17 protein-coding genes are annotated in these 23,766 nt (G+C 63.0%); 15 read left to right on the forward strand and 2 right to left on the reverse strand.

What is annotated here, in order from left to right; all coding sequences use genetic code 11:
* The first annotated feature begins 9 nt into the window (after positions 1-9).
* From ACWI6D_RS02710 to ACWI6D_RS02770, 13 genes are all read left to right on the forward strand, one after another.
* Entirely contained in the window at positions 10-807 is a 798-nt protein-coding gene (locus ACWI6D_RS02710; protein WP_449133563.1) for a sulfite exporter TauE/SafE family protein, read from the forward strand.
* Positions 808-945: 138 nt separating this feature from the next.
* Positions 946-1,215: an ACT domain-containing protein gene (locus ACWI6D_RS02715; protein ID WP_449133564.1), complete on the forward strand. Its 270-nt coding sequence runs from the start codon at positions 946-948 to the stop codon at positions 1,213-1,215.
* A gap of 253 nt (positions 1,216-1,468) precedes the next feature.
* Positions 1,469-2,758: an isochorismate synthase gene (locus ACWI6D_RS02720; RefSeq protein WP_449133565.1), complete on the forward strand. Its 1,290-nt coding sequence runs from the start codon at positions 1,469-1,471 to the stop codon at positions 2,756-2,758.
* The gene (gene menD / locus ACWI6D_RS02725; protein ID WP_449133566.1) at positions 2,755-4,686 is read left to right on the forward strand and encodes a 2-succinyl-5-enolpyruvyl-6-hydroxy-3-cyclohexene-1-carboxylic-acid synthase; all 1,932 of its coding nucleotides are present in this window, start codon (positions 2,755-2,757) and stop codon (positions 4,684-4,686) included. The genes ACWI6D_RS02720 and menD overlap by 4 nt, the downstream gene beginning before the upstream one ends.
* Positions 4,687-4,992: 306 nt before the next feature.
* A complete protein-coding gene (locus tag ACWI6D_RS02730; protein ID WP_449133567.1) occupies positions 4,993-5,856 on the forward strand; it encodes an alpha/beta fold hydrolase in 864 nt (287 codons plus the stop codon).
* 273 nt (positions 5,857-6,129) lie between these two features.
* The gene (locus tag ACWI6D_RS02735; protein WP_449133578.1) at positions 6,130-8,037 is read left to right on the forward strand and encodes a diguanylate cyclase; all 1,908 of its coding nucleotides are present in this window, start codon (positions 6,130-6,132) and stop codon (positions 8,035-8,037) included.
* Positions 8,038-8,089: 52 nt separating this feature from the next.
* Positions 8,090-8,446, forward strand: coding sequence for an Hpt domain-containing protein (locus ACWI6D_RS02740; protein WP_449133568.1), 357 nt, complete (start codon positions 8,090-8,092; stop codon positions 8,444-8,446).
* Positions 8,447-8,599: 153 nt separating this feature from the next.
* Positions 8,600-9,439: a 1,4-dihydroxy-2-naphthoyl-CoA synthase gene (gene menB / locus ACWI6D_RS02745; protein ID WP_288284289.1), complete on the forward strand. Its 840-nt coding sequence runs from the start codon at positions 8,600-8,602 to the stop codon at positions 9,437-9,439.
* A 41-nt stretch (positions 9,440-9,480) separates the two neighbouring features.
* Positions 9,481-12,324: an o-succinylbenzoate synthase gene (gene menC / locus ACWI6D_RS02750; RefSeq protein ID WP_449133569.1), complete on the forward strand. Its 2,844-nt coding sequence runs from the start codon at positions 9,481-9,483 to the stop codon at positions 12,322-12,324.
* 85 nt (positions 12,325-12,409) lie between these two features.
* A complete protein-coding gene (locus tag ACWI6D_RS02755) occupies positions 12,410-13,927 on the forward strand; it encodes a basic amino acid/polyamine antiporter (RefSeq protein ID WP_449133570.1) in 1,518 nt (505 codons plus the stop codon).
* Between the two features lie 54 nt (positions 13,928-13,981).
* On the forward strand, positions 13,982-14,560 hold the full coding sequence (locus tag ACWI6D_RS02760; protein ID WP_449133571.1) for a xanthine phosphoribosyltransferase: 579 nt from the start codon (positions 13,982-13,984) through the stop codon (positions 14,558-14,560).
* The gene (locus tag ACWI6D_RS02765; RefSeq protein ID WP_449133572.1) at positions 14,557-16,002 is read left to right on the forward strand and encodes a uracil-xanthine permease family protein; all 1,446 of its coding nucleotides are present in this window, start codon (positions 14,557-14,559) and stop codon (positions 16,000-16,002) included. The genes ACWI6D_RS02760 and ACWI6D_RS02765 overlap by 4 nt, the downstream gene beginning before the upstream one ends.
* Positions 16,003-16,340: 338 nt before the next feature.
* Positions 16,341-17,663, forward strand: coding sequence for a hemolysin family protein (locus tag ACWI6D_RS02770; protein WP_449133573.1), 1,323 nt, complete (start codon positions 16,341-16,343; stop codon positions 17,661-17,663).
* Between the two features lie 313 nt (positions 17,664-17,976).
* On the opposite strand, the gene ACWI6D_RS02775 is transcribed toward ACWI6D_RS02770, so the two are convergent.
* Positions 17,977-18,783 carry an amidohydrolase family protein gene (locus ACWI6D_RS02775; RefSeq protein ID WP_449133574.1) on the reverse strand — a complete coding sequence of 269 codons (807 nt, stop codon included), beginning with the start codon at positions 18,781-18,783 and terminating at the stop codon, positions 17,977-17,979.
* Positions 18,784-19,041: 258 nt separating this feature from the next.
* Here ACWI6D_RS02775 and ACWI6D_RS02780 point away from each other — a divergent pair, with 258 nt between their 5' ends.
* Together ACWI6D_RS02780 and ACWI6D_RS02785 are read left to right on the forward strand one after the other, a co-directional pair.
* Positions 19,042-20,253, forward strand: a complete 1,212-nt coding sequence (locus ACWI6D_RS02780; RefSeq protein WP_449133575.1) for a trans-sulfuration enzyme family protein — start codon at positions 19,042-19,044, stop codon at positions 20,251-20,253.
* 199 nt (positions 20,254-20,452) lie between these two features.
* Entirely contained in the window at positions 20,453-21,634 is a 1,182-nt protein-coding gene (locus ACWI6D_RS02785) for a MalY/PatB family protein (RefSeq protein ID WP_449133576.1), read from the forward strand.
* Between the two features lie 105 nt (positions 21,635-21,739).
* Here ACWI6D_RS02785 and ACWI6D_RS02790 read toward each other — a convergent pair whose 3' ends face one another.
* A complete protein-coding gene (locus ACWI6D_RS02790) occupies positions 21,740-23,704 on the reverse strand; it encodes a UvrD-helicase domain-containing protein (protein WP_449133577.1) in 1,965 nt (654 codons plus the stop codon).
* Positions 23,705-23,766 lie beyond the last annotated feature (62 nt).

A 23,766-nucleotide genomic window follows, 5' to 3' on the forward strand; every position in this document is an offset into this window, starting at 1 on the left:
GAGGGTTTGATGGACGTTGTGATCGACGCGTGCCAGCAGCTGTTCGGCGTTGCTCCGCTGGGCATGGCGCTGCTGTGCGCGCTGGTGTTCCTGGCGGGATACGTCGACGCCATCGCGGGCGGCGGCGGGCTTATCTCGCTGCCCGCGTATCTGATCGTCGGCTTGCCCACGCATGCCGCCATCGCCACGAACAAGCTGAGCTCGGCCATGGGAACCACGCTTACCACCTGGCGTTTCGCGAGGTCGGGCTACATCCCGTGGAAAACGGCCGGCATGTGCGTGGCCGCGGCGCTGATAGGTTCGGCGCTTGGCTCGAACCTTGTCATGTTCGTGGCCGATTTCTACCTGCGCGTGCTGTTGCTAGTGCTGCTTCCCGTTACGGCTGTGTACGTCATGCGTTCGAAGGCGTTCGACGACGAAAGCCGCGAGGCGCTCAGCCCGCGTCGCACCGTTGTTATCAGCGTGGTTGTTGCCCTGGTCGTTGGCGCGTACGACGGCTTTTACGGGCCCGGCACGGGTACGTTCCTGATGCTGCTGCTCACGGGAGCGGCCCACATGGCCCTCAAGCAGGCCGCGGGCGTGACGAAGGCCATCAACCTCACCACGAACATCACGGCGCTGGCGGTGTTTTTGCTGCATGGGCAGGTGCTTATCCCCATGGGGCTTTTGGCGGGCGTGTTCGGCATCGCGGGCAACTATCTGGGCTCGAAAAGCTTCTCGGAAAACGGCGGCGCCATCGCGAGACCCATTACCATCGTGGTGCTGGCAGTCTTCTTCGTGAAGGTCATCTGGGATTTCGTGGCGTAAAGAGCCTGGTTTTCGTTCGCCGCTTGCGGAGCATGTTTCACGCGGAACATCGGCTTGCAACAAAACCTGCACGGCAATCGGGTACTATAGTTGTGAACGTAGAGGGCGCGCCGCGGCGCGCAAGCGAAAGGACGAAACATGAAGTGCGTTATCAGCGTTCTTGGTAAGGACCGCAGCGGCATCGTAGCCGCCGTTTCCGTGGCGCTGGCCGAGTGCGGCGCGAACATCGACGACATCAGCCAGACCATCTTGGGCGAGATGTTCTCCATGACCATGCTGACCACGCTTGACACGGAAAAGGCCGACTTCAACGCGGTGCAGGAGCGCCTTGGCGCCGTGGCATCCGACCTGGGCGTGCAGATTACCATTCAGCGCGAAGACGTGTTCCAGTTCATGTACAAGATTTAAAGGAAGACGGGGTCGAAGTACGGGCGTACGCCTTTGCTTCGACCCTATTTGCAAACGGCGTTTTTGCAATCGGCTGCGCGCAGGGCGAAGCCTCAAAGGCGAAGGCGCACCTGTTGTATTGCGTTAGGCGGGTTGCAGGTGGGCGCCGTCTCGTAAATGAAAGCCCGGGTCGTGTGTGGCCCGGGCTTTTGCATGGATGCAAAAGTGCCGTAACAGTTGCAAGCTATCCATTTCGTATTGAAGGAGATGGCGAATGACCAGGATATTCTCGTTCACTCAGCCGCTTGACGTCGATATCGTCAATGCGTTCTGCCTGTTGCAAAAGGGCTTCACGGACCAGTTCGTCTACTACTGCAAAGACCGCCCCGTTCGCTTCATGGGCCTGGGGCGCTGCATTGCACTGCCCACGCTTGACGACGCGGAATGCGAGCTTTCCGGACCGGCGGGCGAACAGCCGGTGTTCTTCTCGTTCAACCGCTTCGACGCGCACAACCCGGCGCCTGCCGACGAGCTGTTCCAGTCGTTTCCCAGCTTGCACTTCATGCTTCCCGAAGTGGTGCTTATCGAAAACGAGCGCGGAACGTTTTTGCAGGTCAACTCGCTTGGCCCGGTGTACGCCGGCCGTGTGGATCGCTTCTCGCGCCTGGCGCTTTCCGCGCGCCCGCGCACGCGCCGCAGCATCGACTACACGCTGACTCTTGATTCGCGCGAGGCATGGGAGCGCGCTGTAGACGACGGGCTTGCCGCTATCCACGCCGGCCGCGTTGACAAGGTGGTGCTTTCGCGCCGCTTGAAAGTGCGCGCTGCCGAGCCGTTTTCCTCGAAAGACCTGCTGGTGAACCTTATCGACGGCACGGCGCACGGCACCGTGCTGCTGTACCGTTACGCTGACGTGTTCTTCTGCGGCTGCACGCCTGAGCTGCTGGTGCGCAAGCGCGGCGCAGATCTGGAAAGCATGTGCCTGGCCGGTACGTGCCCCACGTCGCCCGACGCTCAGGAAAACGCTCGCCTGGCGGCGGCGCTGATGGCCGACCAGAAAAACCGCACGGAGCACGATTACGTAGTGTGCTTCATCCGCGACGTGCTCAACCGCACGTGCTATAGCGTCGATGTGCCGGCGCAACCTACCATCATGCCGCTCACGTGCATCCAGCATCTTATGACGCCGGCGCGCGCGAAGCTCCTTGACGGCGTCGATTTGTGGTCGATGATGGGCGATTTGCATCCCACGCCGGCCGTGTCGGGCGCGCCTGTGGGCGAGGCGAAGATGCTTATCCGCCAGATCGAGGCGTACAACCGCGGCTTTTTCGCGGGTGCGTGCGGCTACGTGGATGCCGCCGGCGACGGCGAGTTCAGCGTGGCGCTGCGCACGGGCGTGTTTGACGGCGAAATCGGATATGTGTACGCGGGTTGCGGCATCGTTGACGGAAGCCGCGCTGCCGACGAGTACGACGAAATCGCGCTGAAGCTGAAAACGGTGCTGTCCGCGTTCGGCGGCGGCACCGAAACAGTGGTAGCCGGTGTGGACGGGGGTGCGCGATGACGGTTGCCGACCCGCGTCAAACGGCGCGTTTTCTGGGCGCATTCTTCGATGAGCTGGCGAAATGGGGCGTGCACGACGTGGTGGTAAGTCCCGGGTCGCGCTCTACCCCGCTGTCCATGGTGGCGTACGAGCTGTCGTGTCGCGCGCCCGAGCGCATGCGCGTGTACGTGGACGTCGACGAGCGCGGTGCGGCGTTTTTCGCGCTTGGCCTGGCGAAAGCGTCGGGGCGCCCTGCCGCCATCGTGTGCACGTCGGGCAGCGCCGTTGCCAACTACTACCCCGCCATCATGGAGGCGGAATCTTCCCGTGTGCCGCTGGTGGTGCTGACGGGCGACCGCCCGCCGCAGCTGCAGGGTCTCGGCGCGCCGCAAACGTGCGATCAGCTGCATGCGTACGGCAGCCACGTGCGCGCGTTTCGCGCTATGCCGCTGCCGGCGGCCGATAAGCAGTCGCTGCGCTTTGCCCGCCAGGCTGCGCGCGAGGCATGCATCGCGGCCATGGGCGCCTGCCCGCCGCCGTCGCAGGCGCGTGGTGCAGCTGGTTCCGAAGCCGCGCATCAGCGCATCGCCGGTGCCTGCTTCGGCGGCCCGGTGCACCTGAACTTCCCGTTCGACGAGCCGCTGAAGCCGGACACGAAGCTCGATGACCTGTTCGACGGCGGGCTTGCTCCCGCCCCCGCAAACGACGCGGCTCATGGGCTTGTCCAGCCGCAGGGTCACATCGCGGGTGCGGCGGCGGCCGACATGGCGCGCACGCTGCAGGCGAACGACGCTCTGCTGCTTGCCGGCGAAGGGTCGTGCGCCACTATCGAGGACGCGAAGGCCGTCATGGAGTTCGCACGCGCGTTCGCCATGCCGGTGCTGGCCGATCCTCTGTCGGGTTTGCGCTGCTGTCCCGATGAGCTGCTGGTTGAAAACTACGACAGCGTGTTCGAAACGGGCGGCGAAGTTGCCGATGAACAGCTGAACCCGCAGGTCATCGTACGATTCGGACGCTATCCTATCTCGAAGAAAGCCACGCAGTGGGTGCGCCGCCTTGAGGAAGCGGGCGCGCTGCAGATCGTGGTGGACCCGCTGGAAACGCGCGACACGAACGCGGGCACCACGGCGTTTGTGCGCGCCATGCCCGTCGATTTCGCGCGCAGCATGATCCGCGCCAAGCGCACCGAGGGCGGCCCCGCCGCCGCAGCTGCGAAAGAGCACGCGTTCGCGGCCGCGTGGCAGCGCGCCAACGCCGAGGCCGCCGGTCGCATCTTCGCCGCCGACACCGCCGCAAACCAGCAGGCCGATGCGTTCGAGGGTGCGTACGTGCGCCGCGTGCTGCAGCTTGCCCCCGAGGGGTCGTGCCTGTTCGCGGCCAACTCCATGAGCGTGCGCGCCGTGGACACGTTCTACCTGAAGGGCAACAAGCGCCTGTGCGTGCTGGCGAATCGCGGGCTGAACGGCATCGATGGCACGGTGTCGACGGCGCTTGGCGCCGCGCAGCTGTTCGAGCGCACCACGCTGGTAGTCGGCGACCTGACCATGCTGCACGACATCAACGCGCTTGCCTTGCAGCGCGAGCTGCGCGTGCAGCGCCAGCTTGCCGCCGGCCGCACACCGGGCGAAACCACGCCGGATAGCAACGTTGAAATACAAGCGCAGCGTTTGGGCATTACCATCGTGTTGTTAAACAACAACGGCGGCGGCATTTTCGACATGCTTCCGCAGAAGTCGAGCGAAGCGTATTTCGAGCGCCTGTTCTTGACGCCGCAAGACGTGAACTTCCAGGCTGCCGCGGCGGCGTTTGGCGTTCCGTATGCGAAAGTTGACACGTTGCAGGCGTTTGACCAGGCGTATTGCGAAACGCTTGACGTGCCGGGCATCAGCCTGATCGAGGTGCCGGTGCCGCTTGAGGGCATTCGCGAGCGTTACGGCCGTTTCTGGTAGGCTGCACAAAGCCGCTCCTGCAGACGGCGACCTGCGGCGTATCGGCTTTCTCTATACCGTTGTTGTACAGAAATGCTTGTACGCTTGCGTGCAGGAATGGAGTGTCGTGCTTCGCGCTCTCAATTGCGGGTTGAGCTTTCGCTCAACCCTACGAAGTGACGATGAAACGTTTTGAGCCGATTTGCGACGTACCAAGTTGCTTACAGGTTGGCCTCGTGGATGCGAGCGAAAGCGCGCGCCTCATGAGATAGCGCCGAAAGGCGCGCCGCTCATGTTTGAATGTTGCAAGAGACTGGGGAGGCTCTTATGGCACCGATGACCGATTGCTTCGATTCCGACGGCGTCCGCTACCGCTACCTGTATTGCAAGGCGCAGGGCGCAACGGGCCGCCGCCGCCCGCCGGCCATCCTGGTGCACGGGTTCGCGCAAAGCTCGTCATCGTGGATCGGCGCGATGGATCTTATTGCGCAGGAGCGCGACGTGTACGCTATTGACCTGGTAGGACACGGCGGCTCGGCCGTGCCGGCAAGCCCGGCGCCCTACAGCCTGCGTTCCATGGGCGAAGCGCTGCTCGACTTCATCGATCTGGTGCCGGGCAAGCCGGTTGTGGTGGGCTATTCCATGGGCGGCCGCGTGGCGCTCAGCGCGCTGCTTGAGGCCGGCCCCGCCGCGTTCGCGAAGAAAACGCGCGGGCTGCTGCTTGAAAGCGCCGGCATGGGCCCGAAAACGGAAAGCGACCGCGTCGCCGCTGCCGAGCGCGACGCGGCCACCGTGCGCCGCCTGCGCGAGACAAGCCTGCGCGACTTCATGACGTACTGGGAAAACCTGCCCCTGTTCGAATCGCAGCGCTCGCTGCCGAAGCGCACGCGTGCGCTTATCCAAGCGGGTCGGCTGGCAAATGACGCCGAGGCGCTGGCCCGTTGCGTGGAATGCGCAGGCCAGCACCGCATGCCTTCGTATCACGAAACAACTGAAGCACTTCGTGACCTGGGGCTTCGCGGTTGCTCAACGCTGTATCTCACGGGTGCGAAGGACGAAAAGTACAGCCGCATCGCCAACGATCTGCACGCAGCGGGCATCGTGCAAACGCGCATGGCACCGAAGGCCGGCCACAACGTGCACCTGGAAGACCCTGCCGCATTCGCCGCCTGCGTCCACAGCGTCGCCTAGCGTTCGTGCAGTCTTTCCGGCAGCAGGCGCAGGGCCAATGCCAGCAAGGACGCGGCAAAGGAAACGCCGACCGCCATGAGCGGTACCGGCTCCTCTCCGTACCCTTGCGCAGGCGGCCTTGCGCTGCACCCTGTTCCCCTGGTTGTGCGTTTTTCTTCGCAAGCTTGCCCCTTTTCCCTGTTCGCGCGTATTGGGGTATCGCTTTTATTACAATGACTACGTTATATAGAGTGCGCTTTCATCTTTCAGCTGAGGAGCAGAGGCGTGACGGCTATGGGAGACATCAACATTCACGAAACGGACCCGGAAGATAAAGCTTCCGTTGCCGTGACGCACGACCAGATCCGCCGCGAGATGGACCGTCTGCGGGAAATCTACCCGGTGGTGCGCCTACTTGATTCCGACAACATCGACGAAGAGCAGTTCTGCCTGCTGTGTGGCAACGGATGCATCTGCATGCGCAAGGTGTGCGAAGAGGTGCTGCACGACGGCGGCCACCAAACGCATTCGCTGCGCATGGGCGACGAGCAGCACCTTGCCAACGTGCGCTACGTTGAGGTGGACGGCAAGAAAAGCGTGCTTCTGTACGCGCAGCCCATCGACGCGGAAAGCCTCACGGGCCTTTCCGACGAGCTGCTGTACCGCGACGCGCTTTCCGGTGCGTACAACCGCCGCTTCTACGAGGACAACCTGCGCACGCAGCACATGTACGCCGGCATCGCCCTGCTTGACCTGGACGACTTCAAGCTGGTCAACGACATGCTGGGCCACCACGCCGGCGACGTTGCCCTGAAGGCGGCCGTGGCGGCCGTGAATAGCTGCATCCGCGGTACGGACATGCTGGTGCGCTACGGCGGCGACGAGTTCGTGCTGGTGCTGCCCGGCATTGGCGAGGACGACTTCTCGCGCAAGCTGCGCGCCATTACCGACAAGCTTGCCGAAACGGCCGTGCCCGGTTACGAGAAGCTCGGCCTCAGCGTCAGCGTGGGCGGCGCGCTGTCCGAAGGCCGCACCGTCGAGGAAACGGTGCGGCAGGCCGACACGCTTATGTACAAGGCGAAAACCCTGAAAAACGCCGTGGTCACCGAAACGGACGACATCGAAGCCGAAGCCGTGCGCAAGCCGCTTCTGCTGGTGGTCGACGACTCGGAAATGAACCGCGTCATCTTAAGCGAAATGCTGAAAGACCAGTACGACATCATCGAAGCCGACAGCGGCGAAGCGGGCATCAGCTGTCTGGAGCGCTACGGCGACGGCGTCTCCATCGTGCTGCTTGACATCGTCATGCCCGGCGCCGACGGTTTCGACGTGCTGTCGCGCATGTCGCGCAGCGGCTGGATCGACGACATCCCCGTCATCATGATTTCCAGCGAAGAATCCGACGACATGGTGCTGCGCGCCTACGAGCTGGGCGCTTCGGACTACATCAGCCGCCCATTCGACGCGCGCATTGTGCGTCAGCGCGTTGGCAACATCATGCGCCTGTACGCCAAGCAGCGCCGCCTGTCGTCCATGCTGGCGCAGCAGTTCTACGAGCGCGAACGTGACAGCCGCTTGCTCGTCGACATCATGGGCGGCGCCATGGAGCTGCGCAACGGCGAAAGCGGACCGCACGTGAAGCACGTGCGCAAGCTCACCGAGATGATGCTGGAGCACTTGGTGCGCAAAACGGACCGCTACCACGTCAGCTCAAGAGAGCGCGCCACCATTTCCGCCGCTTCCACGCTGCATGACCTGGGCAAACTCTCCATTCCCGACTATGTGTTGAATAAGCCGGGCCGCCTGACACCCGAAGAGTTCGAGGTCATGAAGACGCACACCACCATCGGCGCGAACCTGCTGGAAAGCATGACGCAGTACCGCGACAGCGCGCTGGTACAGGCCGCCCGCGACATCTGCCGTTGGCACCACGAGCGTTGGGACGGCAACGGCTACCCCGACGGCCTGAAAGGCGATGAGATTCCCATTTCGGCGCAGGTGGTGTCGATTGTGGACGTGTACGACGCGCTGACCAGCGACCGCGTGTACAAGAAGGCCATTCCACATGAAGAGGCCATGCAGATGATCCTGAACGGCGAATGCGGCACGTTCAACCCGCTGCTCATCAGCTGTTTGATCGACCTGCAAGAGCGCATTCTGGCGGAAAAGGATGACGAAGGGACACCCCCCCCCTCTTTCTAGGCTAACTAATAACGAAACCGCAACCGCAACCGAGCAAGGCTAAGAAGAGAACATGAGTGAGATTCAAGATGCATACGAGAAAATCGGCGCCGATTACAACGACGTCGTCCGCCGTCTGACCAGCGAAGCTCTCGTGGTGCGTTTTGCCGGCAAGTTTTTGCAGGACAACAGCTTCGAGAACTTGCGCACAGCGCTTGCGAACAACGACGTGAACGGCGCGTTCCTTGCGTCGCACACGCTGAAGGGCATCGCGCAGAACATGGGCTTCTCGAACCTGTTCGAGCCGTCCAACGCGTTGGCCGAGTTCCTGCGCCCCATCCCTGAAACCGCAGCAGGCTCCGAAGAGCTGTTCGCGGCGGTGGAGGCCGAGTACAACAAAACGGCCGAGGCCATCCGCGCCGCCCTGTAGGCGCCGTTTGTAATCGCGAGCAACCGCTAACGCGCTCCGCACGATGCGATTATCGTGCGGAGCGTGCGCGTTTGGCGCGAATTCGCTACCATTGTTTCCAATAGGTTAAAAATGTGCGTGCACGTAGCAACGCGCACAGCGAAAGGACCGTGTATGAGCGACATCCAGTGGCAACCTGGAAAAGAGTACCGCGAGATCATCTACGAAACGTACGAGGGCATCGCGAAGATCACCATCAACCGCCCGTTTAGGCGCAACGCCTTCACGCCGCGCACGGTGATGGAGATGTACGATGCGTTCTCCGAGGCGCGCGACGACGCGGGCATCGGCGTCATCATCCTGACGGGCGCCAACCACGGTGGCGCGCACGAGGACGAGGCGTTCTGCAGCGGCGGCGACCAGATGGTGCGCGGCAACGGCGGCTACGTCGGCGAGGACAACATCCCGCGCCTGAACGTGCTTGACCTGCAGCGACTCATCCGCGTGGTGCCCAAGCCCGTCATCGCCATGGTCAACGGCTACGCCATCGGCGGCGGGCACGTGCTGCACATCCTGTGCGACCTGTCCATTGCCGCGGAAACGGCGAAGTTCGGCCAAACGGGCCCGAAGGTGGGCAGCTTCGACGCCGGCTACGGCGCGGGTTACCTGGCGGCAATGGTGGGCCAGAAGAAGGCGCGCGAGATTTGGTACCTGTGCCGTCAGTACACGGCGCAGGAGGCGCTGGAGATGGGCATGGTCAACAAGGTGGTGCCCTTCGAGCAGCTTGAGGCCGAAACCGTGCAGTGGGCGAAGGAAATGCTGCAGTTCAGCCCCACGGCGCTGCGCTTCATGAAGGCGTCGTTCAACGCGGCTACCGACGGCCTGGCCGGCTTGCAGCAGTTCGCCGGCGACGCCACGCTGCTGTACTACACCAGCGACGAGGCGAAAGAGGGTCGCGACGCGTTCAAGGAGAAGCGCAAGCCCGACTTCTCGAAGTTCCCGAAGTTCCCGTAGGATCTATTGGCTAGCAAGGCGAAAGCAGGCGCATTACCCACATGATCGGCGTGTTCGAAAACATGGTGCGGCTCAATCCTCAGCGCACGTGCTTCTCTTATGTCGACAAAGACGGCAACATCGAAGCGTTGTCGTACCGGGAAACCCGCATGATTGCGGCGGGTCTTGCTAGCTTGTTGCGTCGTCGCGGCGTTGCGCTTGGCGACGCGGTTGCCGTGGACCTGCCGAACCAGCCAGCGTGCGTGTTTTTGCTGCTGGCGGCGGCATATGGCGGGTTCACGCTGGTGACGCTGAACAACCGGCTGACGGACGCGGAAAAGCAGGCGCGCCTGCTTGACCTGCAGCGCAGCCGTGCGTTCAACGTGGCGTACACCGTTGACGAAAGCAATGTGGCGAACCTTATTAGGACCGTGGCGAATGACGCTACCGGAACCGCGGAAGCTGCGGGCCCCGGGCATGCGCAGCGCACGTCGTTTTACGCGCGCACGAACATCGCCACGGCCGAGGCGCGCTCGACGCGGGCGCTCGGGCGCGCGGGTCGCAGCCGCGGGGCCGCCGCGCGCCGGCGTGAGGACGAAGCGCGCCAGGACGCGCTTGAGAGCGTCATCCATTTCGCCGAGCGCGGCGCGCATGTATTCGACCGCGGCGCCACGGCGGTGGTCATGTTCACGTCCGGTACCACCGGGCGTTCGAAAGCTGTGCCGCTGACCTGGGAAAATCTGTGTGGCTCGGCGGCGGTTTCCAATGCTTCGCTCAATCGTCACGGCGAGGGGCTGTGGCAGATCGCACTGCCGCTTTACCACGTGGGCGGCCTGCAGATGGTGGTGCGCAGCCTGCTGAACGCGAATCCTTTCATTTTGTATCAGCGTTTCGACGCCGAACGCGTGCTGGCGGACGCCGCGCGCCGCGGCGCCACGCACATTTCCGTGGTCGACAAGATGCTGCAGGACATGTTGGCGAGTTCGCATGCGTCGGGCGTGGGCCGCTACGAGTGCATCCTGCTTGGCGGCGGGCCGCTGAACGCGCAGACGCTGGGGTGTGCGCTGGCCATGCGGGCGCGCGTGTACGCAAGCTATGGTATGACCGAAACGGCCAGTCAAATTGCAAACGCCCTGGTCACACCTGGGTTTACGGGTGGTATGTCCCTGCTTGAGGGTTATGAGGCGCGCATAGTGGACGCGGGCCCTGACGGGTTCGGCCGCTTGGCCGTGCGCGGGCCGGGCCTGTTCGGCGGCTACCTGAACGCGCGCGCCGCCTACACGGCCGACGGCTTTTTCCTGACGGGCGATACGGCCGCTATTGCGCCCGATGGCAAGCTGTACGTCAAGGAACGCACCGACGACATGTTCATCTCCGGCGGCGAGAACGTCTACCCCGCCGAAATCCGCGAGAAGCTGCTGCGCGTGCCCGGCGTTGCCGACGCGTATATCTTCGGCGCGCCCGATGACACGTGGGGTCGCCGCCCCGTTGGGTTTATCGAGCGCGGAAACGCTGCCGCGCCTGCAGCCGGCGGCCCGGCTGGCATTGCTGCCGGCGTGGCAGGCCAGCGCGCTCGCACGCTGTCCGACCGCCGCTTCGCGCAAGAGATTGCCCAGGTTGTGGCGCCGCAGCTGTCGCGCATGTACCAGCCGAAGCACCTGTTCGCGCTCCCCCGCTTCCCGCGCACGGGCATCGGCAAGGTCGACCGCGCTGCGCTGCGTCGCCTGTACGAGCAGCGTATCGAGATCAAGCGCGTGAACCTATACCGCATTCGCCTGCCGTTCCGCAAACCGTTCGCCACGGCGAAGGGCACGCTGTCGTTCCGCGAGTCGCTGCTGGTGGAAGTGGTGGACCACGCCGGGCGCACGGGCTTGGGCGAATGCGTGTCGTTCCCAACCGACTGGTACCTGCCCGAGGTGCTTGACCAGGATGTTCGCATTCTGCGTGAGCAGTTGATTCCACTGGTGCTCAACACGGTGTTGCTGCATCCGTCCGAGGCCGATGGCCTGTTCGCGGCGTGCCCTGGTGCAAACGAGCTGCCCATGGGGCGCGGTGCGCTTGAGCCGGCGCTGTGGGACTTGTACGGCAAGATCGTCGAACAGCCGCTGTGGCAGCTTATCGGCGGACAGGCGCCCGAGGGCACCGACGCCGTGGCCGTGCCGGCCGGCGCCGCGATTCCCGTGGGGCCCGTGGCCGAAACCGTGGCCGCCGCGCAGCGCTGCGTGGACGCGGGTTACACGCGCGTGAAGCTGAAGGTGACGCCTGGTACGGCGTACTTCAGCGCGCAGGCCGTGCGAAAAGCGTTCCCTGACCTGGTGATTTCGCTTGATGCGAACCAAAGCTTCACCGAGCACGACATCGAAGAGCTGCGCAACCTTGATGAGCTTGGCATCGCGTGGATCGAAGAGCCGCTTGATCCGCGCCGCCCGGTAGCGTCGGGCCCGCACGACCTGTTCGCGCGCTTGGCGCAGCTGCAGCGGCGCATCAAAACGCCCGTGTGCCTGGACGAGTCCATCGTCAGCGCCCGCGACCTGGCGCGCGTGCTCAAGCATCCGGAGCTGAAGTGTTTCGCGCTGAAAATCGGTAAGTTCGGCGGTATCGAGCCGGCGCTGCAATTCGTGCACATGGCCCAGGCGCGCGGCATGCGCGTGTGGATGGGCGGCATGTACGACACGGGCGTGTCGCGTCGCATGCACGCGGCGTTCGAAACGCTTTCCGGCGTGTCGGACGCGGGCGACATCGGCGCCACGTCGCGGTATTTCGACACCGACGTCACGAACCCGCCGTACACGGTCGAGCGCGGCCAGGTCACGCTTACGCGCCGTGGCCACGAATTCGGCCTCGGGTGCGAACTCGACCGCGCGGCCCTGTCGCACGTGCTCATCGACCAGGAATCGTTCGAATAGAAATTTGTTACCGTCGATTATGCCCCGCGTTCAATAAGCTGGGGTATGATGATGGGCAACTGTTTTTTCAACGATCGGGGTTTCAATGAGCAATGTAAACGGGGCAGCACCCGCAGGTGCCGCTTCAGATATGGTCGTCACCGGCTCCGGGATGCTTCCCGAGGTCGACCACCACGGCAAGTTGGGCATTTTCCGCCTGGTCGCGTCCGTCATCACGCTCATCATCGGCGCGGGTGTGTTCACGCTTTCGGGCGACCAAGCAGCGCATGGCGCAAGCGGCGCGGCCATCCTTACCGCATGGGGCATTTCCGCCGTTGGCGTGCTGTGCCTTGTCATGACGTTTTTCGCCCTCTCGCGCATCAAGCCGCAGCTCAAGGGCGGCATCTACAGCTACGCAACCGCCGGCTTCGGCGATTTCCTGGGCTTTAACAGCGCCTGGGGTTATTGGATCAGCGCGCTTCTGTGCACGGTCAGTTTCTCGGCCCTGTTGTTCGGCGCGCTTTCGTATTTCTTCCCTATCTTCGGCGAGGGCAATAACCTGGCGTCCATCATCGGCGCCAGCTGCCTCATCTGGTTCTACACATTCCTGGTGAGCCGCGGCGTGAAGGAAGCCACGGGCGTGAACCTGGTCATCACCATCAGCAAGTTCGTGCCTATTTTCGTGGCTATCACCGCCATCATCTTCTTCCAGAAGTTCGACGTGGACATTTTCATGGCGAACATGTCGCACGGCGCTGTGGACGGCATGCCGTTCTTTGAGCAGGTCAGCGGCACCATGATGGTTACCATCTGGGTGTTCCTGGGCATTGAAGGCGCTGTGGCCATTTCCGGCCGCGCGAAGAAGGACAAGGACGTCGGCAAGGCAACCATCATCGCGTTCTGCTGCGTTCTGACCATCTACCTGCTGGTTTCCACGCTTTCCATGGGCGTTATGCCGCTGTCCGACCTGGCCGAGCTTTCGAACCCGGCGCTGGCCGGCGTCATGGAGCACGCCGTGGGCCCGTGGGGTGCCACGCTTATCAACGCCGGCGTTGTGTTGTCCCTGGTGGGCGCCATGCTCGGCTACACCGTGCTCTCCTCCGAATGCCCGTACGAGGCGGCTGCCCAGGGCTCGTTCGTGAAGGCGTTCGCGCGCGTCAACAAGAAGGGCGCGCCCATCGTCACGCTGGTCGTCACGAACGTTATCATCGAGATCTTCCTCATCATCATGCTGTTCTCCGACAGCACGTACCAGTTCTTCTACGCGCTGTCCGCCGGCATGATTCTGCTTCCCTATCTGCTTTCGGCCGCGTATTTCGCGAAGGTGGCGTTCACCGAGCCCGAGTCGTTCAAGGGCAAAGTGGGCGGCCCGCTGATCGCGTGGCGCGTGTTCTCCGTCCTGGGCGTTATCTACAGCGTGTTCTTGGCGTGGGCATCGGGCGCGGTGGGCGTTACGCTCATGTCCATTCTGTATGCTCCGGGCATCTTGGTGTATATCAAGGGTAAGAAGGAACGCAACCAGCCCTTCCTGCAAAGCACGCTCGATCGCGTGGTCACGGCCATCATTTTGATTGCGGCCGTGGTTTCCATCGTGCTGCTTGCCACGGGCATGGTCGAAATCTAGCGTTTAGGGCTACATATATAGGTATCTGTCGGAACCGGGAAGAAAGAACGGACTGTGGAACTGCTTGAACAGCGCATCAGGCGCGACGGCGTGGTGAAGTCGGAAGGCGTCCTGAAGGTGGATAGCTTTCTGAACCACCAGATGGACATCAACCTGTTCAACGAAATGGGCAAGGAGTGGAAGCGCCTGTTCGCAGACGCGCCCATCAACAAGATCCTGACCATCGAGGCGTCGGGCATCGGCATTGCGGCGGTGGCCGCGCAGCATTTCGGCGTGCCGGTGGTGTTCGCGAAGAAAAGCCAGTCCATCAACCTTGACGGCGACGTGTACTCCACGAAGATCCAGTCGTTCACGCACCAGCGCATCTACGACGTTATCGTGTCGAAGAAGTTCCTGAACGCCGACGACCATGTGCTGTTGATCGACGACTTCCTGGCGAACGGCTGCGCGCTCAACGGCCTGATCGAGCTGGTCGAGGAGGCCGGTGCCACGGTCGAGGGCATCGGCATTGCCGTGGAGAAGGGCTTCCAGCCCGGCGGCGACGACTTGCGCGCCCGCGGCTATCACCTGGAGTCGCTGGCCATCGTGCAGACCATGGATCCCGAAACGGGCGAAATTGAGTTTCGTCGGTGAGCGCGCATCTGAAGCCGTTCGACCACGATGAGCTGCTGAAACTCGACGGCGACGTACCTATTCTGCGCTCGGTGCCCTATGGCATCCAGCACATCCTGGCCATGTTCGTGGCGAACCTGGCGCCGATCATGATCATTGCCGGTGTGGCCGGTCTTGGCGATGCGGAAACGGGCGGGATGATTCAAGCGGCCATGCTTATTGCAGGCATCGGCACGCTTATCCAGCTGTTCCCCATCGGGCGCTTGGGCAGCGGACTGCCCATTGTCATGGGCATCAGCTTCACGTTCGTTACCGTCATGACGGGCGTGGTGGCCACGTACGGCATGGGCGCGGCCGCGGGCGCCATCATCGTGGGCGGCTGCATCGAAGGCGTGCTTGGCCTGTTCGCGCAGTACTGGCGCCGGATCATCACGCCGATCGTGGCTGCCGTGGTGGTCACGTCCATCGGCTTCTCGCTGCTTTCGGTGGGCGCCACGTCGTTTGGCGGCGGCAGCGGTGCGGCCGATTTCGGCAGCCTGCGTAACCTGGCGCTGGGTACCATCTCGCTGGTGGCGTGCTTGGCGTTCCAGTGCTTGGTCAAGGGCAAGCAAAAGCATCTGTCGGTGCTGTTTGGCCTGGTAGCTGGCTACATTGTGGCCATCCCCATGGGCGTGGTGGACTTCAGCGCGTTCCAGAATGTCAAGCTGTTCGCGGCACCGGCCATCATGCCGTTTACGCCCGAGTTCGACCTGGGCGCCATCATTTCGGTGACGTTGATTTTCCTGGTGTCGGCTACCGAAACGCTCGGCGACACCACGGCGCTGGCGCAGGCGGGCCTTGGCCGCAACGTCAACGACCGCGAGCTGTCCGGCTCCATTGCCGCCGACGGTTTCGTGTCCGCGCTGTCCGGCTGCTTCGGCTGCATGCCCATCACGTCGTTCTCGCAGAACGTCGGCCTGGTTGCCATGACGAAGGTGGTGAACCGCAAGGCCATCGCCACGGGTGCTGTCATCATGATTCTGGCGGCGTTTTGCCCGGTCATCAGCGCTGTGTTCAGCAGCTTGCCCGAGCCGGTGCTGGGTGGCTGCACCATCATGATGTTCGGCAACATCATCGTCACGGGCTTCCAGATGATCGCTTCGGCCGGTTTCTCGCAGCGCAACATCGTCATTGCGGCGCTGTCGCTGGCCATCGGCATCGGGTTCACGCAGGTCGGCGAGCTGTTCGTCTGCTTCCCCGAGCTGGTGCAAAGCGTGTTCGCGCAGAACTGCGTGGCCGTGGTGTTCCTGGTGGCCGTGGTGGCAAACCTGGTGCTGCCGAAGGACATGGAGCTGCGCGTTGCCGCTCCAAGCCGCGAGGTCCCAGGTGCCGTGGCCGTCATCAAGCCGCGAGCCGACGAGCCCGCAAAGCAGGATGCCCTTGCGGACGCAGACGAAGCCAGCGCGCCTCGCAGCACGAAATAGCGCTCAACAACATGCAACCCTAAAAAGATGCGGCCCCGGGCCGCATCTTTTTTACAACCCGTTAAGTCAAAACCCTGAAATGTGTTAAATGAAACCGCGCCAAACCTAAAAGTTGGTGTGCTTGATGCTTTCTTGAAAGTAACGAAATGGTAAAGCGTGGCTTGACTTTTGGATAAACGTTGGGATTGCGTCTGCGTGCGAATTCGCATGTAACAATAGGAATGTTGCGTTTGCGGCGGCTGCCGTTGCGAGCGTGGCGCGGCGGCTTCGGCTGTCGCTTGGGGGCCGGCGCCTTCGCCAGCCCTTGTTTTGTACCCAACATAAGGAGACCCGCTTTTATGCACATAGGCTTAAGCCTGCTACTTGTTGTCTTGTTCCTGGCGATGAACGCGTTTTTCGTCATCGCGGAGTTCGCGCTGGTGCGCGTGCGCAAATCCCAGCTTGAGCTGGCCGTCGAGGAAGGCAAGAAGGGTGCGAAAAGCGCCATGCACATTGCCGAGAACGTCAACGCCTACCTTTCCGCCTGCCAGCTGGGCATCACGCTGGCGTCGCTGGCCCTTGGCTGGTTGGGCGAGCCGGCGTTTTCCGCGCTCATTCGCCCGCTGTTCGAGCTGCTGCACCTGCCTGAAGCGTTTATCAGCATTGTGGCGGTGGCCATCGGCTACTTCATCATGACGACGCTGCACGTGGTGGTGGGCGAGCTTATCCCCAAGTCATTCGCCATTTTCGCCACCGAACGCTATGCGCTGTTCACGGCCGGCCCGCTGATGGCATTCTATAAGATTACCTATCCCATCATGATTCTGTTCAACGGCATCACGAACGGCGTGGTGCGCCTGGCCGGTCACGACCCGGCCAACGAGCACGAGGTGTACACGGGCGACGAAATCAAGCTGCTCATCGACGAGTCCACGGAAAGCGGCCTGATCGACCCCGAGCAAAACACGTTCGTGGACAACATCTTCGACTTGGGCGACAAGGACGCCGAGGCCATCATGACGCCGCGCACCGACCTGGTGTGCATCGACCTTGAGGACACGTTCGAGGAGAACATGGCCCTGGCCACGCAGTACAAATACACGCGTTACCCCGTGTGCCGCGAGTCGAAGGATCGCATCGTGGGCTTCGTGCACGTGAAGGACCTGTACCTTATGCGCCACGGCTCCAGCATGAAAGACCTGCCGGTGCGCCCGATCGAAGCGGTGCCGGAAAGCATCCCCGTGGCGAAGCTTCTGCAGGTGCTGCAGGAGGGCAACACGAAGATTGCCGTGGTGGTGGACGAGCACGGAGGCACGGCCGGCATCGTTACCATGACCGATATCATGGAGCAGATCGTAGGCCATGTGGACGACGAGTACCGCCACGCCGACAACGACTCCGTGAAGAAGCTGACCGACGACACCATGATGATCGACGGCGGCATGTCCGTGAGCGACTTCGAGGAGCTCATCGGCTTCACGCCCGAGGACGCGGAGGATTGCGAAACGCTTGGCGGCCTGATCATGGACGTGCTCGATCGCATCCCGGCTGAGGGCGACAGCCTGACGCTTGAGGGTCGCGAAGCCACGGCGAAGCTGACGGTGATGCAGATGGATCGCCACCGCATCGACACCGTGAAGCTGGTGCTGACGCCCAAGCCGCAGCAGGAGGACGAAGAGTAAGCGAAGGCCGTGCTGCTGCGAAAGCGCCATGGCATAGCGATACGTTTCCTTCGCAAACGACGTGGGAAAGGGCTCGGCGCCGATGGTGGCCTTCAGCGGATTCGACACGTGATAATGGAAAAGTCGCAGGCCATCGGGGGTGGCGCGCCAAACGAGCGACAGGCGTTGGCGGTCGGAAAACGCCGTGCCGCTGGCCGGGTCGGTATGACCGAGGTACTGTGCAATCACCACGAACGTCCTTTTGCTCGAGCTGGGCAGCACGTGATATTCCTCGTCGGAGATGATGACGCGCGGAGAGTAGATGATTTTGCGTCTATTTCACCTTCACGCCGCTGAAGCGCTCTGCGTTGTGCCACAGGATGTTTTCCAGCTCGTCGTCGGTAAAATCGCAGGCCATAAGCTTGTTGCATTCGTCGGCCGGGTCCCACATGGGGAAGTCGCTGCCGAACATGATGCGGTCGGTGCCCCACATGCGCGCCAACTCGACGGTGCGGCGCGGGCCAAGGAACTTTTGCGTGCTGGACTGGTCGAGGAACACGCGGTCGTGGCGCGCGATGTCGTGCAGGATGTCGTAGCCCACGTCGAAGCACGGCCAGTAGCCGAAGTGCGCGGCGTCCACCACCAAGTCGGGGAACGCTTTCAGGATGTTCACCAGGCGGCGCGGGTGCGAGAAGTCGTAGCGGTAGTCGCCGGTGTGGATGACCACGGGCAGCCCCATTTCCTCGCAGATGGCGTAAACCTCCATCAGCCGCGGGTCGTCCATGTTGACCTTTTGCGTGTCGGGATGCAGCTTCACACCATGAAGTCCCAGGTCAACAGCACGCTGCAGCTCGGTGGCGGGGTCTTCGAAATCCTGATGCATGGCAGCAAAGCCGATGAACTCGGGGTGGGCCTGGCACGCCTGCGCGATGGCGTTGTTGATGGCCGTGACCGCGTGCACGCTGGTGGCAACGGAGTGCACCAAGAAATGCGTGATGGGGGAGCGGTCCTTCGCGGAAAGCAGTCCGGCGGCCGTGCCGTCGCCGAACATGTTCACCTCGTAGAAGTCGCCGACCGCATCCACTGCGGCAGCGGCGATTTTGTCGGGATAGATGTGTGCGTGTGCGTCGATAACGGCCATAGTTCGCTCCTTGTGTATTTGACGTCCTTGATTGTACGGCGGCGCGCGGTTCGCCGCACCGGTCAATGTGCCACCAGCTGGCGGGACATTCGGCCCGATAGCAACTGTTCGGAAAATCGTATATCTAGGCTATCTGATTTCTTGGCCACCGGGGCGCGTTCTCCGGTACACTACCCTTTCGGAAAACGTAACCTTACAAGCGTGCTAGGGATTACAGCGCGCAGGGCCGCACCCGCGAACGAAAGGAACGCTGCTTTCATGAACGACTCCAGCTTTGAGGCAATGGCTGACGAAATCGATGGCCTGCTTGGCATTGACCAGCAGAAACACGCTGGTTGGCACGCCGATTCCATCGCGGTGCGCGGCTACGAGGGCATTGATGCGCGCACGGGTTCCATCAGCTATCCGCTGTATCAGTCGGCAACGTTCGCGCATCCGGCCTGGGGCCAGTCCACGGGCTACTGCTATTCGCGCTGCGGCAACCCCACGCGCCTGGAGCTTGAGAACACCATCGCGCTGCTGGAAGGCGGCAAGAAGGCCATGGCGTTTTCCAGCGGCATGGCGGCTATCACCACGCTGCTGAAGCTTTTGCGCGCCGGCGACCACGTGCTGGTAAGCGACGACCTGTACGGCGGCACGTATCGCCTGTTCAGCAACATCTACACGCAGTACGGCCTCGAATTCGATTACGTGGACCTGACCGACCCCGACGTGCTGGCGGCATCGTTCAAGCCGAACACGCGCCTGGTGTTTTTGGAAACGCCCACGAACCCCACCATGAAGGTGGCCGACGTCGCCGCCGTGGGCGAGGCGGCCCACGCGCACGGCGCCGTGTTCGCGGTGGACAACACCTTCTTGACCATGTATTTCCAGAAGCCGTTTGAACTGGGCGCTGACGTGGTCGTTTACAGCGGTACGAAATACCTGTGCGGCCATAACGACGTGTTGTCGGGCTTTTTGATCCTGCGCGACAACACGCTGCTGGAGCCGCTGTTCAACGCCACCATGAGCGAGGGCAACCAGCTTGACCCGTTCGACAGCTGGCTGATGCTGCGCAGCCTGAAAACGCTGGGCGTGCGCCTGCGCCAACAAGAGAGCAACGCGAAGCACATCGCCGAGGCATTGAAGGCGAACCCGCACGTCACGGACGTGTTCTACGTGGGCGACCCCGACCATCCGAACTATGAGCTTTCGAAGCGCCAGACCACGGGCTTCGGCGCCATGATATCGTTTAAGACCGACACGCACGAGCGCGCGTTGGCCGTGCTTGAACGCACGAAGCTCATCCTGTTCGCGGAAAGCTTAGGTGGCACGGAAAGCCTGGTCACGTATCCGTTGGTGCAGACGCACGGGTCTATCCCGAAGCCCATCCTGGACAAGCTGGGCTTCGACGATCGCCTGCTGCGCTTGTCGGTGGGCATCGAGGACATCGATGACCTGCTGGCCGACTTGGAGCAGGCGCTGGCGTAACGGGGCTTGTGTACAACACTTACAGTACAACAACTGGATGCGGCAAGGCGTTGCGGGTGCAGAAGCGGAGGAGCGCTATCGTTTTCGCAGGTCAACGTTGTGAACCTTGTGAGAACGCATTTTCCGAAACACGCTGTTCGCCGTCGAATCGGGGCGCCGTGCAACGCGTTTTGCAACAAGAAGACGAAGGAGTCGTCGCATGACGAAATATGATTTCGAAACCATCATCGATCGCCGCAACACGGGTTGCCTGAAGTGGGACGCGTGGAGCCGCCGCGGCCACGCGGCCGATGACCTGCCGCTTTGGGTTGCGGACATGGACTTCAAAACCGCGCCGCCCGCCATAGAGGCGCTGACCGAGCGCGTGCAGCATGGCGTGTACGGCTACACCATGGCAACGGATAGCTACTACGAGTCGGTGCAGAACTGGTTCGAGCGCCGCCACGGCTGGCGCCCCGAGCGCGAGTGGTTCGTCATGACGCCGGGCGTGGTGTTCGCCCTGTCCATGGCCGTGAACGCGTTCGCGCAGCCGGGCGACGCCGTGATCATCCAGCCGCCCGTGTACTACCCGTTCCGCCTGATGATCCAGGACAACGGCCGCAAAATGGTCACGAGCCCGCTGCGCTACGAAAACGGCCGCTACACCATGGACTTCGAAGGTTTCGAGCGCCAGCTGGAGAAATCGGGTGCGAAGCTGTTCATCCTGTGCAACCCGCATAATCCCGTGGGTCGCGCATGGACCGAAGACGAGCTGCGCCGCATCGGCGACATCTGCCTGGCACACAACGTGCGCGTGGTGGCCGACGAGATTCACGCCGACTTCGCGCGCCCGGGTTTCAAGCACGTGCCGTTCGCGTCGCTGGGGCGGGAATATGCCGATGCGGCCGTGGTGTGCACGGCGCCCAGCAAGACGTTTAACCTGGCAGGCTTGCAGCTGTCGAACATCTTCATCCCGAACGCCGATGCGCGTGCCGCGTTCAAGCGCACGCTCGGGCGCACGGGTTACGACGAACCCAGCGCGTTCGGCGTCACAGCCACGCAGGCGTGCTACGAGCAGGGCGAAGAGTGGCTCGACGAGCTGAAAGGCGTGTTGAACGAGAACTACGGCGTGCTGCAGGCGGCCGTCGACCGCATGCCGGGCGTGAGTCTGGTGCCGCTTGAGAGCACGTATCTGCCGTGGCTGGACTGCAGCGGGCTGGGACTTGACGATGCGGGCATCAAGCGCTTGGTGGAGCAGGATGCGAAACTGTGGCTTGACCTGGGCACCATGTTCGGTCCCGAAGGCAGCGGCTTCGTGCGCATGAACCTGGCCAGCCCGAAATCCCTGGTGCAGGAAGCCTGCAATCGCCTGGAGCAAGCGGTGAAGGGCTTGAGGAAGTAACGCTAGGAAATCAGTGACGCGCCCTTTGGGCGCTGACTAAAAAAGGGCCGAGCTTTTGCTCGGCCCTACGCTTCGGGGGTTGGGAGGCTTACTTTGCCGAATCCCCTAGTTCAAACCGTACTCGGACAGCAGCGCTTGGCCGCCGATGGTGGTGGGGGCGGCGTCGCCGGCTTCGGAGAGGAACGCCGACGGGCGCACGATGGCCATGCGCTTGCCGTTCTCGCTCTTCACGCGCACTACCTGCATCTTCGTGCGTTCGGCCAGCTCAAGCTCGGACTTGCTGAAGTGCGACAGCACAAGCAGGTGCTTGGCCTTCGCCACACCGCTCATGAAATCGCGGCGCTCGGCGTCCATAACGCGATTGCGCTCGCCGTCGGTGCTGATGACCTCGAACGCGTTGCGGATGGGGAAGAAGCCGTCGATGCAGCCGACCACGAAAATGTTGTCGTACTCGGTGCCGCACAGGTTCTGCAGCGTGGACACGTGCAGCACGTGCGGATCGTCGATCCAAGCCGGATCCATGATGACGGCGCGTTCCATCTCGAACAGGCGCGCGGCCGTTTCGTCGCCCAGCATGTCGGCGGCAACGGCCTCGAACTCGCTGATGCCCTCGGCGCCGATGGCCTTCATGAGGCCGAAGCCGCGGCGCGTGCTGTTCTTCGTGATAAATTCCTGGCCAGCGCGCCATTTCTCGGCCAGCGTGCGAGCGCGCAGGAACGGCTCCTTCGCGCCGAACCCGGCGTTGCCCACCTGTTCAAGCGCCTGGTACAGCGTGATGTTCTCGGCCTCGGCGAAGTCCTGCAGGCCCATCCAGGCGTCGGAGTTCGTCAGCGCATTGTCGAAGCCGCACCAGCTGCGCCACGCCACCATGTCGCGCGGATTGGCCAGCAGGTTCAGCTTCGTGTACGCAACCAGCGCGCGCGAGCGGCTGGAATCGCGCGGGTCGCCCGCCAGCGTGCCGGCGGCACCGGCGGCGGACACGTTGAAGCCGCGACGGCGCAGCAGCTTCTCCACCATCACAGCCCAGCGGCGGTTGGCCACCACGATGCACGTGTGGGCCTCGCGCACGTCTTCCTGGCTGCTCAGCAGGTGACGCAGGTACTTCGTCAGGCCGTTCAGTTCGTCCTCGGGCGTGTTCCACTTGATGGACTGCACGCCAGCGGGCAGCGCAGCGGCCGCGGGGTCGCGCTCGATGTCCGCAGCGGTTCCGGCAACGTAGGCGCCATCCATGCCGTCCTGGCTGCTCAGCGCATCGGCCAGCGCGATGACCTGCGGGTTTCCGAAGGCGCCTTCCAGATGGAACACCTCAACGTCGCGGCGCACGGCGTCGAACTTCAGGAAGCCCTCAACATAGGGGTGATTGCCGCGCTTCGACATCATCTGGCTGGGGTTGCCCGCCACCATGATCTGCTTGTCGGCCAGCAGGCACAGGCACGTCTGCTCGGAGTGCGAGAAATTCTGGAAATCGTCGCACAGCACGTGCGAGAAGCGGCCGCGCGCAGCCTCGCCGGCGTCGCTTTTCAGGAAGTCGGCGGCCAGCATGGGCGCCTCAACAGGCAGCATGGCGCCGCGCAGCTTCAGCACGCGCGTGGCGAAGGCGTGCAGGTTACCTGCAGCAGTGCCGGCGCCCCACTCCTCGCGCGACTCGTAGTTGGCCATCTTGCGCTCCAAAAACGACAGCATGCTGCGTAGCTTGCGCGGCTGTTCGCCGGTGGTTTTCAGATCTTCCAGGAAGAAGTTGTATTCGGCTTCGGAAAGGATGCGCGGCTCGCGGCCGGTGGCCTCGCGGGCGGCGGGGGTGTCAAGCACCTCCACGGCGGCATCAAGCGCGCAGCAGATGCGCACGGCCTCGGCGGCGGCAGCTTTGTTGACGGGAAGGGCGCGGCGCAGGCGCTTGCGGAAGGCCTGGGCGGCGAAAGCGTTCGTAACCGCAACAAGAATAGACTCGGGAGCCTCGCCGTTTTCAATCAGCTTCGCGCAGCGCGCCACCAGCGCCTGCGTCTTTCCGCTTCGAGCTGCGCCCTCGATCTTCGCGAGGCGCCCGTCGAATGCAGCAATGGTATCGATCATATAAAACTCCCTTTCTTGTTGCGGCTATCTGTGGCCGGCCCGCGCGCAGCGGGCCGGCGGTT

Source organism: Senegalimassilia sp., assembly GCF_977052095.1.

Excerpts from the sequence above, each read along its gene's own strand:
- ACWI6D_RS02710 (WP_449133563.1), top strand. The coding sequence starts at position 10 with ATGGACGTTGTGATCGACGCGTGCCAGCAGCTGTTCGGCGTTGCTCCG.
- ACWI6D_RS02715 (WP_449133564.1), top strand. The coding sequence starts at position 946 with ATGAAGTGCGTTATCAGCGTTCTTGGTAAGGACCGCAGCGGCATCGTA.
- ACWI6D_RS02720 (WP_449133565.1), top strand. The coding sequence starts at position 1,469 with ATGACCAGGATATTCTCGTTCACTCAGCCGCTTGACGTCGATATCGTC.
- menD (WP_449133566.1), top strand. The coding sequence starts at position 2,755 with ATGACGGTTGCCGACCCGCGTCAAACGGCGCGTTTTCTGGGCGCATTC.
- ACWI6D_RS02730 (WP_449133567.1), top strand. The coding sequence starts at position 4,993 with ATGGCACCGATGACCGATTGCTTCGATTCCGACGGCGTCCGCTACCGC.
- ACWI6D_RS02735 (WP_449133578.1), top strand. The coding sequence starts at position 6,130 with ATGGGAGACATCAACATTCACGAAACGGACCCGGAAGATAAAGCTTCC.
- ACWI6D_RS02740 (WP_449133568.1), top strand. The coding sequence starts at position 8,090 with ATGAGTGAGATTCAAGATGCATACGAGAAAATCGGCGCCGATTACAAC.
- menB (WP_288284289.1), top strand. The coding sequence starts at position 8,600 with ATGAGCGACATCCAGTGGCAACCTGGAAAAGAGTACCGCGAGATCATC.
- menC (WP_449133569.1), top strand. The coding sequence starts at position 9,481 with ATGATCGGCGTGTTCGAAAACATGGTGCGGCTCAATCCTCAGCGCACG.
- ACWI6D_RS02755 (WP_449133570.1), top strand. The coding sequence starts at position 12,410 with ATGAGCAATGTAAACGGGGCAGCACCCGCAGGTGCCGCTTCAGATATG.
- ACWI6D_RS02770 (WP_449133573.1), top strand. The coding sequence starts at position 16,341 with ATGCACATAGGCTTAAGCCTGCTACTTGTTGTCTTGTTCCTGGCGATG.
- ACWI6D_RS02775 (WP_449133574.1), bottom strand. The coding sequence starts at position 18,783 with ATGGCCGTTATCGACGCACACGCACACATCTATCCCGACAAAATCGCC.
- ACWI6D_RS02780 (WP_449133575.1), top strand. The coding sequence starts at position 19,042 with ATGAACGACTCCAGCTTTGAGGCAATGGCTGACGAAATCGATGGCCTG.
- ACWI6D_RS02785 (WP_449133576.1), top strand. The coding sequence starts at position 20,453 with ATGACGAAATATGATTTCGAAACCATCATCGATCGCCGCAACACGGGT.
- ACWI6D_RS02790 (WP_449133577.1), bottom strand. The coding sequence starts at position 23,704 with ATGATCGATACCATTGCTGCATTCGACGGGCGCCTCGCGAAGATCGAG.